Genomic DNA, 14,784 nt, shown 5'->3' with positions numbered 1-14,784 from the left:
ACGCCCATGACCGAGGACCTGATCCCCGGGGATCTGTACGCGTACGAGTCACTGCTGCCGGATGACGAGCGCGAGGAGCTCGCCGGCATCCGCGAGTTCCTGCAGACCGAGATCAAGCCAGGGGTCAACGCGCACTGGGAGGCCGCCACCTTCCCGATGGACCTGATCCCGAAGTTCGCCGAGGCCGGGCTGGTCGGTCGCAGCTACGACACCGAGGGCTCCCCGCGCGGCTCCCGGCTGTTCACCGGCTTCATCGCGCTGGAGACCTCGCGGGTGGACCCGTCGATGGCCACCTTCCTCGGCGTGCACAACGGGCTGGCGATGGGCTCGATCGTCACCCTCGGCTCGGAGGAGCAGAAGCGCCGCTGGCTGCCGGGCATGCTCTCGCTGGAGAAGATCGGCTGCTTCGCGCTCACCGAGCCGCACGGTGGGTCCGACGTCGCGCTCGGCCTGGAGACGACCGCCCGCCGCGACGGCGACGAGTGGGTCATCGACGGCGCCAAGCGGTGGATCGGCAACGGCACCTTCGCCGACCTCGTCGTGGTCTTCGCCCGCGACGTCGACGACGACTCGGTGAAGACGTTCGTGGTGGAGAAGGGCACCCCCGGGTTCACCGCGACCAAGATGGAGGGCAAGTACGCGCTCCGCACGGTGCAGAACGCCGACATCACCTTCGAGGGCTGCCGGATCCCGGCGGAGAACAAGCTCGCGGACGGCAACACCTTCAAGGACGTCAACCGGGTGCTCAAGCTGACCCGGGGCGGCGTCGCCTGGAGCGCCGTCGGCTGCCAGATGGGCGCGTTCGAGGCGGCGCTGGCCTACGCCAAGGAGCGCGAGCAGTTCGGCCGCCCGATCGCCGGTTTCCAGCTGATCCAGGACCTGCTGGCGCGGATGGCCGGCAACGTGACGGCCAGCCTCGGCATGGCCGTGCGGGTGGCTCAGCTCCAGGAGGAGGGCGTGTTCCGCGACGACCACGCCGCGCTGGCCAAGAGCTACGTCACCAACCAGGCGCGGGAGACCGTGGGCCTGGCGCGCGAGCTGTTCGGCGGCAACGGGATCCTGCTCGAGAACGACGTCGTCCGCTTCTTCAACGACGCCGAGGCGCTGTACTCCTACGAGGGCACCCGGGAGATCAACCAGCTGATCGTGGGGCGGGCATTGACCGGCATCAGCGCCTTCGTCTGAGCCGGGCGCCCGGTCACCGGCGTCCTCCCGCACCGCAGCGCGTCCTCCCTCACCGCACACGGTGGGGGAGGACGCGCCGGGATCAGGTGACCTGATCGTGGCCCGGGGTCAGCTGACCTGATCGTGGCCCTGGGTCAGGGGGCCGCAGGTGGTCACATCAGCAGCGAGCGCACCGTCCAGAGCAGGACGACGACGGTGATCGCCACCACGAGTCCGGCGAACAGCCGGCGCTCGCGGAGCCGGTCGACCTCGGTCTCGTCGGCCAGCGCCATCGGATCGGCCCAGACCGGGATGACCCCGCCGCGGGCGGCGAGCTCCTCGTCGGTCAGCACGACCGGCGGCGAGATGCGGTACGGGCGGGCGGCGAGGGACTGCGCGATCGCAGTCGCGGCCCGGTCGGAGGTGGTGCGGCCCCGGCTCATACGGTGACCCTCCCGGTCTTCTCGGTCTTGTCCCAGGTCATCGCGGCCCCGCGGAACTCCTTGACGTAGGCGTCCACGGTGATCGCGCACATCATCGGGCCGAAGCCGACGAGGTAGAGCCCGATCGGGGCCAGCCGCCGGCCCCAACGGGACAGCTCCAGCTTCCGCACCAGGAACGCCGTCGGCACGCAGAGCACCAGCCAGCTGTAGACGAACAGCGTCCACCCGCTGCTCGTGCCACCGCCCCACGGCACCAGCATCGGGAACGTGGCCCCGGCCAGGACGGTGAAGGAGATGAGGCCCGGGAAGAGCAGGGCCTCCCGCCAGACCTTCAGCCCGACCCGCGGGTCGACCGAGATCGTCATGGTGATCATGAAGACGAAGGTCGCCACCGGCACGAAGACCGCGGCTCCGAAGACCGATGCGGCCAGGTCGCTGTCCAGCATGTACAGCCCGATCAGGCCGATCGAGGTGAGCAGCATGGCCAGCGGCAGCAGCAGGATCGCGAACCAGAAGACCCCGAAGAAGAAGCCGCCGAGTCCGGGGTGGACCGACTTCCGGAACCACAGGTGGCGGTACATCGAGGTGATCTGCACGTTGCCCCGCGCCCAGCGCAGCCGCTGCTTCCACAGCGCGTCGATGCCGGCCGGCTCCTCGGCCAGCACGCGGGCGTGCGGCTCGAAGACGACCCGGCGCCCGGCGAGCTGGGTGCGGAAGGTGGTCACGGTGTCCTCGGCCAGCGAGGAGGTGTCGATCTGCCCGCCGATGGCCTCGAGGTTCTCCCGGGTGTGCAGCTGGGCGCCGCCGGCCAGGCAGGCCATCGCGCCGGCCACGTTCTGCGCCCGCCGCGAGGCCGCCTGCGCCGCCAGGTAGTCGAAGCCGATGAAGCGGGTCATGCCGTTGGGGTCACGGCTGCCCTCACGGATGTAGGCGGTGACCGCGCCGACGGTCGGGTCGGCCAGGTGGCGGGTCATCTTGCGCAGCGAGTCCGGTGCGTAGATGACGTCGGCGTCCATGATCAGGAGCGCCTCCATCCAGTCGTCGGTGAGGATCTCGCGCAGCCCGTGGTTCAGGGTGTGCGCCTTGCCCTCGCCGCCCTTCTCGCGGCGCAGGTGCACGACCCGCCCCGGAAAGCGGTCGCCGAGCGCGGCCATGACCGCAGGGGTGTCGTCGGTGCTGGCGTCGTCCACGACGTAGACCCGCAGCCGGTCCGGCGGGTAGTCCAGCGCCATCAGCCGCTCGACCGAGGTGGTCAGCACGGCCGCCTCGTTCCACGCCGGCACCACCACCGCGACGTTGGGCAGGTAGGGCCCCGTCTCGCGGTAGTGGTTGCGCACGGCGTGCACCGGGATGATCAGGAACTGCGCCAGGCCGGCGAGCACGGGGATCGCGCCGAAGGCGACGAACAGCAGCAGGACGCCGACCAGCACGCCGCGGCCGATCTCGGCCAGCTCGGGGCCGGCGGCCAGGACCTCGTTCATCGGGCAGCCACCAGACGTCGGGCCGAGTCCGCCTCGGCGACCCAGGAGTACCGGCCCACCGACGACGCCTCGTGGCTGTCGGTGGAGCCGACGAGCGTCACGCCGGCGGCGGCGAACGCGAGGACCACGCGGGGCCCGGGGCAGCGCCACTTCTCGTTGACCTCGACCGTCGTCCCGGTGCGGACGGCGGCCCGCGCCACGGCGTGGACGTGCTCGTCGGTCAGGTCGGACTCGGTCAGGCCGATCTTGGGCAGCAGCGAGAACACGTGGGCGAGCTGGCCGCGGCCGGCCCGGTCCATGGCGCGGACGGTGGCCTCGACGAGGATGCCGAGCGCGTCCTGCGCGGCGAGGCCGCGCTCCATCTCCTCGAGCGTGCGGCGCGGGCTCCACGGCCCGTCCGGCCCGGGGAACTGGTGGTCGGCGATGAGCACGCGGTCCACCCCGCCGGCGCCGACGACGAGGTCGTCGGGCACGTCGAGGCGGCCGGAGGCGTCGAGGATCTTGGCCTCGACACCGGTGAGCACTTCGAGACCCTCGATCGGCGGCAGGGCCGCGACCTCGGCCAGGAACTCCGGCACGTAGGTCGTGGAGGTGCGGACGTGGTCGACCATGCGGATGCTGGTCAGCCCCGCGTCGCGCGCGGCGGCCAGGTTCGCACATGTCGTGCTCACCGCGTCGTCGGACCAGGTGGAGTGCACGTGGTGGTCGGTGCGGACCAGCTCGGTGGTCATCGGATCGCCTCGTCCAGCACGTCGGCCGGGTCCAGGAAGACGTCCTCGAGGTACCGGACGACGGCCAGCTCGGTGAAGGGCACCGAGTCCGGCAGCGGGCGGCCCAGGGCCAGGTCGAGGGCCAGCGAGGGCATGTCCACGCCGGCCGCGACGGTGAGGGGCATGGCGCCCGGGAAGCGCGGGTTGACCTCGAGCAGCGCGGCGCGGCCCTCGGCGTCCCGGCGCAGCTGGACGTTGGCCACGCCCACCAGACCGATGGCCTCGGCCACCTGGCGCGCGGTCTGCTCCAGCTCGCGGTCGGCCACCGTGCAGCCGGCCACCGAGACCCCGGAGTCGACCCGCAGGCGCGAGCGGGGCACGGCCGCGACCACGTGCCCGTCGGCGTCGGCCAGGGTGTCCACGCTGTACTCGTCGCCCGGCAGCATCGCCTGCACGAGGGTGTCCTCGTCGGCACCCAGCGCCCGCAGCGCCTCGGCGTCGTCGACCTGGTGGACGCCCCTCGAGCCGGCGCCGCGGCGCGGCTTGACGATGACCGGGAAGTCCCACGACTCCGGGTCGGTCGTGCCGAGCAGCTCGGTGCGCGGCGTCGGCAGCACGTCGGCGCAGCGGCGGGCGAGCGCGAGCTTGTCCAGGCAGACCTCGAGGGTCTCCAGGCTGGGCGCGGCCAGCGCGGTGCCGGCGGCGTCCAGGCGCTTGCGCTCGGCGGCGATCCGCGGCAGCTCGACGTCGACGGTGGAGAACAGGACGTCGACCCGCTCCCGCTCGCACAGGGCGACGAGGGAGTCGACGAACGTCTCGGACAGGCCCGGCTCGACGAGGAAGCGCGCACCGGCGTCGACGAGGTACAGGCCGCTGGCGTAGCGGTCCATGTCGGCGGCCAGCAGCGTGACGTCGGGACGCCGGGCCAGGGACCGGAGGACGGCGACGCCCGCGGGCCCCCCGGCGCCGGTCACGAGCACGCGGACGGGAGAGGTATCAGACACCGGAGCGCTCCGAGAGGTTCGAGAACTGGACGGGGATGGCGGTGGAGGTGGTGGAGGAGGCGTTCTGCGCGCCCACGACGGCGCTGGCCTCGCGGATCACCTCGAGCGGCTCGCAGTGCTGACCGCCGCCGTAGCGGGACCAGTAGCGGCTCGTGGCGAGGACGAAGTCGTCCTGCATGTAGCTGCGGATGCCGACCTGCGAGTCGAAGCACGCGAGCAGGGCGAGCTTGGTGTCGGTGAACCCGTCGATGCTCACGAACCGGGTCGGCCGGTAGTCGACCGTGGCCGACGGGCTCTGGTAGCAGGCGAACGTGGGCACGTTCCGGGTGGCGACCGTCGCCGCCTGGTGGACGGCGCGGTGATCCTGGTGGCGGTCGTGCTTGGAGTGGGTGTAGACGATCGTCGGCTGCACCTGGGCCACGACGCGCTCGATGATCGAGACGGTGGGGTCGCTCTCGCTGATGCGGGTGTCCTCGAGGTCCTCCATGAACAACCGCGCGCCGATGAGCTCGGCGGCGGCGATGGACTCGCCCATGCGGTCACCGGCCTCGCCACCGCGGGCACCGCGGGACAGGGTCAGGACGACGACCTGGTCACCGGCCGACCGGTGTGCGGCCAGGGTGCCGCCGATGCCGAGCTCGACGTCGTCGGGGTGGGCGCCGATGGCCAGCACCGTCTGGTGCCGCGCCGTGGCCCGGCGGCTGGCACCCAGCTCGACCAGCCGGCGCACCGTCGTCACCACCTCGTCGCGGCGCACCGGCTTCACCATGAACTCGTCGGCGTTGCGGCGGAGCGCCTCCACGGCGTAGTCGACCGACGCGTGCGCGGTCATGACGGCCACGGGCAGGTCGGTCTGCAGCTCGCGCAGCCGGCCCAGGAACTCCAGCCCGTTCATGCCCGGCATCTCGATGTCGGTGACCACCGCGTCGAAGGGCTCGCGGGCGGCCAGCGCGAGAGCCTCCAGCGGATCGAAGCAGGCCACCGCGGTCATCCCGGCCTTGTGCAGGACGGTGCGCACGAAGTGGGCGATGTCGGGGTCGTCGTCGACCACGAGCACGCGGACGTTGCCGTCCATGACCAGCTCCTCAGCGGGTGAGCGCGCCTCCACGGGGGAGGAGGGCACGTCGTGCCCCGCACTCCGCAACGGCCCCGCCGTCGGAGTAGCTGAGCCGAGCGCGTCCGGCGTCACCCGGAGGGGTGAGGGGTGAGCACCCCCTCCACCCGGCTCGGCTCAAGCTGGCCGGTGCGTCCGCCGAACACTGGAGCAGGTGACCCCGACCGGTTCGGTCCCGGGCGTCCCTGGAGGCATCGGAGGGAGGAGGATCGTGGAGAAGCCATCCGTGCTCGTCGTGGAGGACACCGAAGAGATCCGTGAGCTGGTCAGCACGGTCCTGGGCCGCGCCGGGATGCACGTGCGGGCCGTCGGTACCGGAGCCGAGTGCATGGCGGAGGTGCGCCGCGAGGCGCCGGACCTGATCGTGCTGGACCTCGGCCTGCCCGACACCGACGGGACCGAGCTGTGCCGGCAGATCCGTGCCGAGACCGCCTGCTACGTCCTCATGCTGACCGCGCGCGCCGAGGAGGTCGACCTGCTCATCGGGCTGGCCGTCGGTGCCGACGGGTACATGGCCAAGCCGTTCTCGCCCCGCGAGCTGGTGGCGCGGGTGCAGGCGATGCTCCGCTTCCCGCGCACCGCGGCCATCCCGCAGGTGGCGCCCGAGGTGGAGGAGTCGGTCCGCCGGCTCGCCGAGCTCGAGGTGGACGAGGAGAGCCGGGAGGTGCGGGTCGACGGCGCCGTCGTCGACCTGACCCGCACGGAGTTCGACCTGCTCGCGGCGCTGGCCTCGCGGCCGGGCCGCGTGCTGCAGCGCGAGACGCTGCTGCGCGAGGTCTGGCAGACCGACTGGGAGGGCAACCTCCGGCTGGTCGAGGCGCACATGTCCAACCTGCGTCGCAAGCTCGTCGCCGCCGGCCTGAACTCACCGGAGATCCGCACCGTGCGCGGGGTCGGTTACCGCCTCGTGGCTGCCTGAAGAAGGACCCCCTCGCCCCCCACCGCTCGCACGCTCGCGGCGGGCCCCTGCGAGGGGGCCGCACGCCGAAGGGCCCGCAGACGATTCCCCCTCGTCTGCGGGCCCTCCGTCGTGCTGCGGCTGAGCGGGGTCAGGGCTCAGACGCCGGCGAGTGCATGCAGGTGCTGCACCCGGGAGTGGGCCAGGACGCCGCGACGGGCATCGGCGGCGATCGCCTGGCAGATGGAGGCCACCTCGGGGTGCCCGAGCTGGCCGCTGGCGCCGGCCAGGGTGTAGGCGGCCGAGGCCACGGCGGGGCTGTTGCCCTCGCGGGTGTGGATGTCGATGGCCGACAGGCGGCCCGGCAGCGCGGTCACGTAGATCTCCTGGAGTCGGTCCATCAGGTCGTCCTCGATGTCGGCGTCGTGCAGGTCGCCGACCTCGTGGATCTCGTACTGGTCGCCCCGCGCAGCCGGCCCCGTGGTCCGGCTGCGCAGGAAGCTGAGGAGGGTGCCGGCGTCGACCGGCTTGGTGAGGCAGGCCCACGCTCCGGCGGCGGCCGCCTCCGCGGCCAGCGCCTCCGGGTCCGCCGCGGTCACCACCAGGAAGCGGGCCCGCGATCCGTCGCGGCGCAGCTGCCGGAGCAGCTCCAGCCCGTCCTCCCCGGCCACCGACGCGTCGGTGACGACCAGGTCGAAGGGAGAGGCGGCGGCCAGCCGGAGGGCGGTTCCCACGTCGGCGGCCTCGTGGACCTGCCAGCCGCCGAGGCGGAGGAGCCCCATGGCGCGGCGGCGGGCGAGGTCGTCGGCGTCGACGACGAGGGCGGTCAGCACGACAGCACCCGCGTCGGTGCCGAGGCGGCGGTCCATCCGTAGGTGGTGCGGGTGGTGACCGACAGGCTCGGCTGGTAGTAGAGCGCGTCGGCGTCCTGCACCTGCGTGACCGACGTCGTGCCGCTGCCGGTGGTCATCAGCGGAGCGACCGACCCGTTGATGCCCAGGTGGGCGGAGACGGCGTAGCCGCTCACGCCGCGGGACGGGCTGGCGGTCCAGCTCAGCGACACGTGCAGGTCGGTGTTCTTGGTGACCGTGGTGGTGGTCGTCTCGTTCGGGCGGGGGCCGGCGACCGTCGAGGTGGTGGTGCCCTGCACGTTGCTGGAGCTGACCGACTGCGACGTGGAGGAGTTGTAGTACGTCGTGGTCTGCACGCCGGTACCCGGGTGGGTGTGGACGGTGCGCTTCACCGTCGTCGTCGTCGTGATGCAGGAGTCGTCGAGGACCAGCCCGGTGGGGGCGGCGACGGTGGCCGCGCGCAGCGTGGCGGGGCTCGTGGAGACGATGTCGGTGAAGGTCGCCGAGGCGGGGATGCTGCTGCCCACGACGACGCAGGCGGTCAGGCCGATCAGGACGGCCGTGCGGCGGATCGCGTTCATGCCTGGTGCTCCTCGTCGCGGGTCGCGGTGGTGCCGGGGGTCTCGGTCGTGGGCCGCCAGATGGTCAGCAGCAGCCAGCCGGCCAGCAGGGCCGGGGCGCCGTAGAGCAGCACCTGGGTGATCACGGGGGCGCGGAGCGCCTGGATGAGGTGGCCGAGCTCGGGCACGACGGCCCGGACCTGGTAGGCGGTGTCGCCCTCGAGGGTCGCGGTCCAGGGATCGACCGCCTCGTTGGCGTCGCCCTTGGTGAGGACGCTGACCCTGCCGTCCGCGCCGCGCTCCACCTCGACCACCCGGTGGGTGACGAGCGAGCGGTCGCCGATCGGCTGGTGGTAGGTGATGACCATGCCCTCGGTCACGTCCTCGACGGCGATGGGTGTGACGACGGTGACGTCGCCGGGCTCGATCATCGGGGCCATGGAGCCGGTGAGCATCGTCATGGTGCGGTAGCCGAGGGCGTGGGGTCCCACGGCGAGCAGTGCGAAGACCGCGACGGCCAGCCCGACGACTCCGCGGACCAGCCACGGGGCGAGCAGGCCCAGCGTGCGGGCCGGACCGGCGGACCGGTCGTGCGCGGAGCGGTTGTCCTCGGCCGGGGGCAGCGTCTGTGCTGCCCCCGGGCCACGGACGGGGAGGACGGCGGTCATGGTGTGATCTCCGGTCGGATCAGCCGGGTCAGCGCGCGGCCGGCGCGGTGCGCTGGGTGGCGGTGAAGGTGAGGCTGAACGCGGCCTGCTTGCCCTGGAACTCGTTGCCCGCCGAGGTGGGCAGCGAGTAGGAGATGGCGAGGTTGTCCGACTGGCCGGCGACCAGCGACGCGGGGGCGGTCAGGGCGCGGTTGTTCACGGCGGAGCCGGACAGCAGCGTCTGCTCGCCGCTGGCGCAGGTGAACGAGGTGCCGCTCTGGGTCCAGGCCACGGGGCAGGACTTGACGGCCAGCTGCAGGCCGTTGGTCGTGTCGGTGGTCAGGACGCTGGAGGTGGTGGCGACCGAGGCCAGGTTGATCGAGGCGAGGTCGCTGCCGCCGTCGTTCTTCAGCGTGAAGGTGCGGGTGACCGAGTCGCCCGGGATCAGGTCGCCGGCCACGAAGTCGAGGGTGCTGGCCTGGGCGAGGTCGATGGAGACCGTGCCGGAGGAGATGGTCGTGGCGACCGGGGTGGTGCTGTCGGTGAAGGAACCGAAGGTCCCCATGCCGGCGACGGCGGCCGCGGCGCCGATGACACCGAGCGAGCCGATGACCTTGCGGGTGGTGGTGCCGGTGACCGTGGCGCTCATGTCGTTCGTTCTCCCTGTGTCCGTGCCACCGGCTCTTCCGGCGACAAGGAGAACTCTGGAGGCCCTTCCGCAGGCCACCCGCCCGGAAAGCGCAAGGAATCCGCAAGAAAGAGGACCCCCTCGCCCCCCACTCCTCGCACGCTCGGAGCGGGCCCCTGCGAGGGGGCCGGCGGCTGGGCGCGCTGACGGCCTCCGGGCGCGCTGCGTTCCCGCGGAAGCAGAGCGCCCCCGGCCCCGGGCGGGGACGGGGGGCGCTGTCGGCGCCGGGATCAGCGCATGTCGCGGGGGAGCGTGAGGGTGAAGGTGGTGCCCTGGCCCTCCGCGCTCACCAGGTCCAGCGTGCCGCCGTGGGCGGTCGTGATCGCCTTGGTGATCGACAGGCCCAGCCCCACACCGGGGACGGCGGCGCGCTGGGCGGTCGAGGCGCGGAAGAACCGGGTGAACAGCTTGCCCTGCTCGTCGTTCGGGATGCCGATGCCGGTGTCCCGCACCGACAGCTGGGCGACCGGCACCGTGCCGGGCCGCTCGTCCGGGGTCACCGCACCGTCGGCCGATTGCCAGCCGGTCGCGACGGTCAGGGTGACCTGCCCGCCCGAGGGCGTGAACTTCACGGCGTTGGAGACGAGGTTGTCGCAGGCCTGGCCCAGCCGCACCGGGTCGCCCGGGATCACCAGCGGCTCGGCGGGCGCGTCCACCCGCAGCTGCACGCCCGCGGTCGAGGCGGAGACGCGGGCGGTGTCCTCCGCGGCCTGCACGATGGTCACCAGGTCGACGTCCTCCGGCTGCAGCGTGAACTGGCCGGCTTCGACGCGCGCGGTGAACAGCAGGTCGCCCACGAGGCGCAGCAGCCGGTCGGCGTTGCGCTCCACCGTCGTCAGGTACTGCCGCTGCTCGTCGGTGAGCGTCTGCTCGTCGTCGTCGAGCACCAGCTCGAGGTACCCCAGGATCGAGGTCAGCGGGGTGCGCAGCTCGTGGGAGATGAGGCTGACGAACTGGTCCTTCATCCGCTCGGTCGCCCGCACCTCGGTCATGTCGGTGCCGACGAAGTTCCAGCCGGCGTGCACGCCGCGGTCGTCGGTGCGGGGCGTGACGGCCACGGAGACGGTGCGCTGCCGGCCGTCCGCGCCCACGTAGGTCCAGTCGCGGACGTCGCTGCCGTGCTCCTGCGCGGCCTGCACGAGGGCGAAGAGCCCGACCGCGGCGCCGCCGTTCCCGGCCGCGTCCTCCAGTTCCTCCGCGAGGTGGAAGTCCAGGATCGAGCGCCTGCGGACCACGTCGGCGCGGGGGAGGCCGAGCAGCTTCTCCGCCCCCGGGTTCCAGACGCGGATGGTGCCGTCGGGGTCCGTGCCGATGATCGACTGCTCGGTGACCGCGTCGATGACGCTGGTCATGGTCTGCGCGCGGGCAGCCAGGATCCGGGAGGCCTGGTCCAGCTCGTCGGCGCGGCTCTGGACCTGTTCCAGCAGCGTCTGCTGCTCGGTCTGCAGCCGGTCGATGACCGCGGCCTGGCGGCCCAGGCGCTGCGCCGTGGCGGCCAGTGCGCTCGCGGGGGCGGCGCCGAGGAGGAGGAGTCCGGGGACCTCGGTGCCGGAGTGCAGCAGCGCGACGGCGGCGGTGCCGGCCATCGGGACCGCGACGGCGCGCAGGGCAGCGGTCGACCCGCGGGTCAGCCAGTCGGTGCCGACGGCGAGTGCGGCCGTCGCGAGGCCGGCCAGCACCGTTCCGGTGTGCACGACGGGTAGCACGCCGATGGCGAGCAGAGCCGTCGTGGCGAGGAAGAGGAGCGTGGCCGGCAGGGGACCCCGCAGGGCGGCGCGCCACGCGGGCGCGGGGAGGCCCCGGTCGAGGACGGCGGCGGTCATGCCGTGGTCTTCGGCCTCCCGCACCGGCGGCAGCAGGGACGCGGACGGCGTCCTCACCCCAACGGGTCAGCGCCGGCGGACCGTCCACCGCCCCCAGGACAGCACCGCGCCCCGCCGGGAGAACCCGGCGGGGCGCGGTATCGAGCGAGCGGGTCAGCGACCCGTCAGGGTCAGGAGCCGGAGGTCTGGCTCTGCACCTTGTCCTTGGACTGCTGGGCCTGGCCCTGCACCGTGTCCTTGGACTGCTGGGCCTGGCCTTGCACCGTGTCCTTGGACTGCTGGGCCTGGCCCTGCACGTCCTGCACGGCGGACTGGCCTTCGCCCTTGACGGTGGTGGCCGCGTCCTGGGCGGTCGACTTGACCGACTCCACGGCGTCCTGGGCCGCCGGCTTGAGCTCCTCGCCGATCTCCTGGGCCGCCTGCTTGGCCGGGGCCATCAGCATGTCCTTGTTCTCACGGACCGCCGACTCCGCCTGCCGCGCGAGCTGCTGCTCCTTCTGCGTGGCAGGCAGCAGGCTCGACACCAGCCAGCCGACGCCGAAGGCGATCAGCCCCGCGGCGAGGGGGTTCCCCTGCGCCTGGCGCATCACCTGGTCCGGAGCCTGCTGGACGGCGCCGGCGGCGCTGGACGCCGCCCCCTGCACGCTGTCGGCCGCGGAGTGGGCCGCACCCTGTGCGGAGCCGGCGGCGTTGGACGCCATGCCGTGCGCCTGCTGGGTGGTCTCGTGAGCGGAACCCATCACCTTGTCCTTGAGGTTGCTCACGCGGCCCTTGGCGGCGGTCACCCGCCGGTCCACGACGCGGGAGGGGTTGACCTTCTCGTTGAGGGCGTCGACGTCGTAGCTGAGCTCGCGCCGCGTGTCCTCGATCTGCCGGCGGATGACTTCCGGGTCACTGCTGGTCATGTCTGGACTCCTTCGGGAGTGGGGGAGGTCGGCGGGTCAGTTGGGCTTGAGGGCCCCGGGCACCTCGGACAGCGTGTCCACGGTGCGCTCTGGCTTCGGGTTCACCTGCTGGAACTTCTTGCGGCCCATCACGAAGGCGACGGCGCCGACGATGCCCCAGAGGATCGCCACGATGAGTGCCGACCACCCGGTGGGGATGGCGCTGGCCAGCGCCCACATCAGGGCGAGGGAGAGGAACAGCGCCACCATGTAGCCGGCGAAGCCCGCGGCGCCGAACATCCCGGCGCCCTGCCCGGCCTTCTTCGCCTCGGCCTTCATCTCGACCTTGGCGAGCTCGAGCTCCTGGCGCATGAGGGTGGAGAGGTCCTTGGTGACCTCGCCGATGAGCGTGCCGACCGAGATGCCCTCGATGTCCGGATTACCGGCAGCGGTCATGGGCGTACCCATGGCGCCGCTGTGGGCCGTGTTCTCGGTGTAGTCGCTGGCGTAGTTCTGCTGCGCTGCCGGGTCGGCGGGGGGCGCGTAACCGGCCTGGCCACCTGCCGGGGTGGCCCCGGAGTAAGGGGTGGACATGGCTCAGACCACCCCGCCCGGGCGGCGCGCCGGGTCGTCCCAGCCGGGGGCGGGCACCGGGGGCACGACGCCCTCGGGCGGCACGGTCCCGTACGGGGGCGGCGGCAGCGGGGCCGAGCCGGCCGTGGAGTAGGCCGCACCGGTACCCGTGTAGGTGCTCGTGGTGTCCGAGTAGGTCGGCGTGGGGTCGACGTAGTTCGTCGTCGGGTAGCCGCCCGTGGTGCCGGACGGGGAGGAGTCGCTGTGCGCGGCGCGCACGCCGCTGGTCAGCCTGCCGGCGGCGATACCGGCCACGGCCGCTCCGAGCAGGAACATCCCGGGGCGACGGCGGGCCATCGACCGGACCTCGTCCAGCAGCTGGGCCGGCTCACGGTTCTGCAGCTTGTCGGCGAAGCCGTCGATGACGCCGGAGGCCTGCTGGAGCAGGTCACGGGCGGGACCGGGGGCGCCTTCGCTGCTGCCGTCGGCCAGGCCACGCAGCTCGCCGGCCAGCGCGCTGAGGCCCTGGGCAGCCTTCTGCTGCTGGGACATGGCCTGCTCCTTGAGCTGGTCCTGCCCCTGCTTCAGCAGGTCCTGCGCCTGGCGCTGGGTCTCGTGCGCGACGTTCTTCGCCTGGTCGGCGGCGGTCGACGCGACCTCGCTACCGGCCTGGGCCGCGGTCTGGCCGACCTTGCTGGCCTCGTTCTTGGCGGTGTCCTTGGTCTGCTTCGCCTCGTTCTTCGCGGTGTCCTTGGCGTCCCGGGCTTCGCCCTTGGCGACGTCGGTCGGCTTCGACGAGCTCTGGCCCGTGCCCCCGGTCGTGGTGGTGGGCGGGGGGAGCGGGGCGTCGATGGAGTGAGTCATCGGTCCTCCTCGGCTGTGTGCGTGGGCAGTACTCGGAATCGGAGGGGCGCTACCCTGGAGCGGTCCTCCCACACGTGCCACTGTTTTCAGCGGTGCGGGTCGACCGGCTTCTCCGCCCGGCGCATCCGTGCGCCGCGGCAGGCGGGGAGATGGTCCGGTGCGCGGCTGGACGCCGCGCCGTGCTCCGTCTCCGTGGTAGCGCCGCGAAGGTCTAGGTACCCCTGCCCGGTGGGTCTCGAAACCGGATCTGCAGGTCAGCCTGTCCAGCCGAAGCGCGGCGGGCGCCGCTCGGCGAAGGCGGCGACCCCCTCCGGCAGCTCCCCGGCGCTGATCGTCTCCTCGTACCAGCGGGCCACGACGGCGTCGGCACCGGCGCCGGCGGTGAGGGCCGCGACGACCTCCTTGGTCGCCCGCTGGGTGAGCGCCGACCGGGCTGCGAGCACCCCGGTGAAGCGCCGGACCTCGGCCTCCAGCTCGTCGGCCTCGACCAGCTGGTCGACCAGCCCGGTGCGCAGTGCGGCGGCGCCGTCGAGCAGCTCCCCGCTGAACAACAGGTACTTGGTCGTCGCCGGGCCCACCAGGTCGAGAAGGGCCTTCGTCGACGACGGCGGGTAGACGATCCCGACCTTGGCGGGGGTGACCCCGAAGACGCTGGACGGGTCGGCGAAGCGCAGGTCGCACGCGGCGGCGATCTCCACGCCGCCGCCGATGCAGTGCCCGCGGATCATGGCGATGGTCGGCTTGGGGAAGGTCCGCAGCGCGGCCTGTGCCGCGAGGTTGTCCGCCCGCAGGTCGGCCATGGGGTCCCGCGGGTCCGCGCCGCCGAGCAGGCCGGCGATGTCGGCGCCGGCGCAGAAGCTCGGTCCCGCACCCGTCACCACGAGCGCCCGCACCGCCGGATCGGCGGCGGGTCCGGCCAGCACCCCGGGCAGCGCGGCCCACATCGCCTGGGTCATGGCGTTGCGCTTCGCCGGACGGTCGATGGTCAGGACGGCCGCGTCGCCGTCGCGGGTCACGGTCAGGTTGTCGGCCCCCGTGCAGGGGACCGGCGCGAGCTTGCGAGCGGTGGGGGGCACGGGG

General features: G+C 72.9%; 16 protein-coding genes. 2 read left to right on the top strand and 14 right to left on the bottom strand.

All coding sequences use genetic code 11. The features are described from left to right. Positions 1-6 precede the first annotated feature (6 nt). On the top strand, positions 7-1,185 hold the full coding sequence (locus RM425_RS19745; RefSeq protein WP_311346939.1) for an acyl-CoA dehydrogenase family protein: 1,179 nt from the start codon (positions 7-9) through the stop codon (positions 1,183-1,185). A gap of 152 nt (positions 1,186-1,337) precedes the next feature. Here RM425_RS19745 and RM425_RS19740 read toward each other — a convergent pair whose 3' ends face one another. The 5 genes from RM425_RS19740 to RM425_RS19720 are packed head-to-tail and all read right to left on the bottom strand — an operon-like array spanning position 1,338 to position 5,877. Then, positions 1,338-1,607 carry a hypothetical protein gene (locus tag RM425_RS19740; protein ID WP_311346938.1) on the bottom strand — a complete coding sequence of 90 codons (270 nt, stop codon included), beginning with the start codon at positions 1,605-1,607 and terminating at the stop codon, positions 1,338-1,340. After that, positions 1,604-3,088 carry a glycosyltransferase gene (locus tag RM425_RS19735; RefSeq protein WP_311346937.1) on the bottom strand — a complete coding sequence of 495 codons (1,485 nt, stop codon included), beginning with the start codon at positions 3,086-3,088 and terminating at the stop codon, positions 1,604-1,606. Before RM425_RS19735 ends, RM425_RS19740 begins: the two co-directional genes overlap by 4 nt. After that, positions 3,085-3,819 carry a PHP domain-containing protein gene (locus RM425_RS19730; RefSeq protein ID WP_311346936.1) on the bottom strand — a complete coding sequence of 245 codons (735 nt, stop codon included), beginning with the start codon at positions 3,817-3,819 and terminating at the stop codon, positions 3,085-3,087. Before RM425_RS19730 ends, RM425_RS19735 begins: the two co-directional genes overlap by 4 nt. Beyond that, on the bottom strand, positions 3,816-4,802 hold the full coding sequence (locus tag RM425_RS19725) for an ATP-grasp domain-containing protein (RefSeq protein WP_311346935.1): 987 nt from the start codon (positions 4,800-4,802) through the stop codon (positions 3,816-3,818). Before RM425_RS19725 ends, RM425_RS19730 begins: the two co-directional genes overlap by 4 nt. Further along, positions 4,795-5,877, bottom strand: coding sequence for a response regulator (locus tag RM425_RS19720; RefSeq protein WP_311346934.1), 1,083 nt, complete (start codon positions 5,875-5,877; stop codon positions 4,795-4,797). Before RM425_RS19720 ends, RM425_RS19725 begins: the two co-directional genes overlap by 8 nt. Before the next feature lie 250 nt (positions 5,878-6,127). Between RM425_RS19720 and RM425_RS19715 the strand changes: the two genes are divergently transcribed. Further along, positions 6,128-6,835, top strand: coding sequence for a response regulator transcription factor (locus RM425_RS19715; RefSeq protein ID WP_311346933.1), 708 nt, complete (start codon positions 6,128-6,130; stop codon positions 6,833-6,835). 137 nt (positions 6,836-6,972) lie between these two features. Here the strand turns inward: RM425_RS19715 and RM425_RS19710 are convergent, their stop codons facing one another. From RM425_RS19710 to RM425_RS19670, 9 genes are all read right to left on the bottom strand, one after another. After that, a complete protein-coding gene (locus RM425_RS19710) occupies positions 6,973-7,683 on the bottom strand; it encodes a response regulator (RefSeq protein WP_311346932.1) in 711 nt (236 codons plus the stop codon). Next, positions 7,641-8,246, bottom strand: coding sequence for a hypothetical protein (locus RM425_RS19705; protein ID WP_311346931.1), 606 nt, complete (start codon positions 8,244-8,246; stop codon positions 7,641-7,643). The genes RM425_RS19710 and RM425_RS19705 overlap by 43 nt, the downstream gene beginning before the upstream one ends. Then, positions 8,243-8,893, bottom strand: a complete 651-nt coding sequence (locus tag RM425_RS19700; RefSeq protein WP_311346930.1) for a signal peptidase I — start codon at positions 8,891-8,893, stop codon at positions 8,243-8,245. Before RM425_RS19700 ends, RM425_RS19705 begins: the two co-directional genes overlap by 4 nt. 28 nt (positions 8,894-8,921) lie before the next feature. Then, a complete protein-coding gene (locus tag RM425_RS19695; protein ID WP_311346929.1) occupies positions 8,922-9,521 on the bottom strand; it encodes a TasA family protein in 600 nt (199 codons plus the stop codon). Between the two features lie 269 nt (positions 9,522-9,790). Then, the gene (locus tag RM425_RS19690) at positions 9,791-11,383 is read right to left on the bottom strand and encodes a sensor histidine kinase (protein ID WP_311346928.1); all 1,593 of its coding nucleotides are present in this window, start codon (positions 11,381-11,383) and stop codon (positions 9,791-9,793) included. Positions 11,384-11,553: 170 nt separating this feature from the next. After that, positions 11,554-12,288 carry a DUF3618 domain-containing protein gene (locus RM425_RS19685; protein WP_311346927.1) on the bottom strand — a complete coding sequence of 245 codons (735 nt, stop codon included), beginning with the start codon at positions 12,286-12,288 and terminating at the stop codon, positions 11,554-11,556. Between the two features lie 36 nt (positions 12,289-12,324). Next, positions 12,325-12,861 (bottom strand): phage holin family protein, encoded by a 537-nt coding sequence (locus RM425_RS19680; RefSeq protein WP_311346926.1) that lies wholly within the window; start codon positions 12,859-12,861, stop codon positions 12,325-12,327. A 3-nt stretch (positions 12,862-12,864) separates the two neighbouring features. After that, positions 12,865-13,704 (bottom strand): hypothetical protein, encoded by an 840-nt coding sequence (locus tag RM425_RS19675; protein ID WP_311346925.1) that lies wholly within the window; start codon positions 13,702-13,704, stop codon positions 12,865-12,867. Between the two features lie 254 nt (positions 13,705-13,958). Next, positions 13,959-14,780: an enoyl-CoA hydratase/isomerase family protein gene (locus RM425_RS19670; protein ID WP_311346924.1), complete on the bottom strand. Its 822-nt coding sequence runs from the start codon at positions 14,778-14,780 to the stop codon at positions 13,959-13,961. Positions 14,781-14,784 lie beyond the last annotated feature (4 nt).

It is taken from the genome of Blastococcus goldschmidtiae, from assembly GCF_031845325.1.
GTDB lineage: Bacteria > Actinomycetota > Actinomycetes > Mycobacteriales > Geodermatophilaceae > Blastococcus > Blastococcus goldschmidtiae.
The sequence above is the reverse complement of the archived record's forward strand: the minus strand, read 5'-3'. Positions and strand labels throughout refer to the sequence as shown.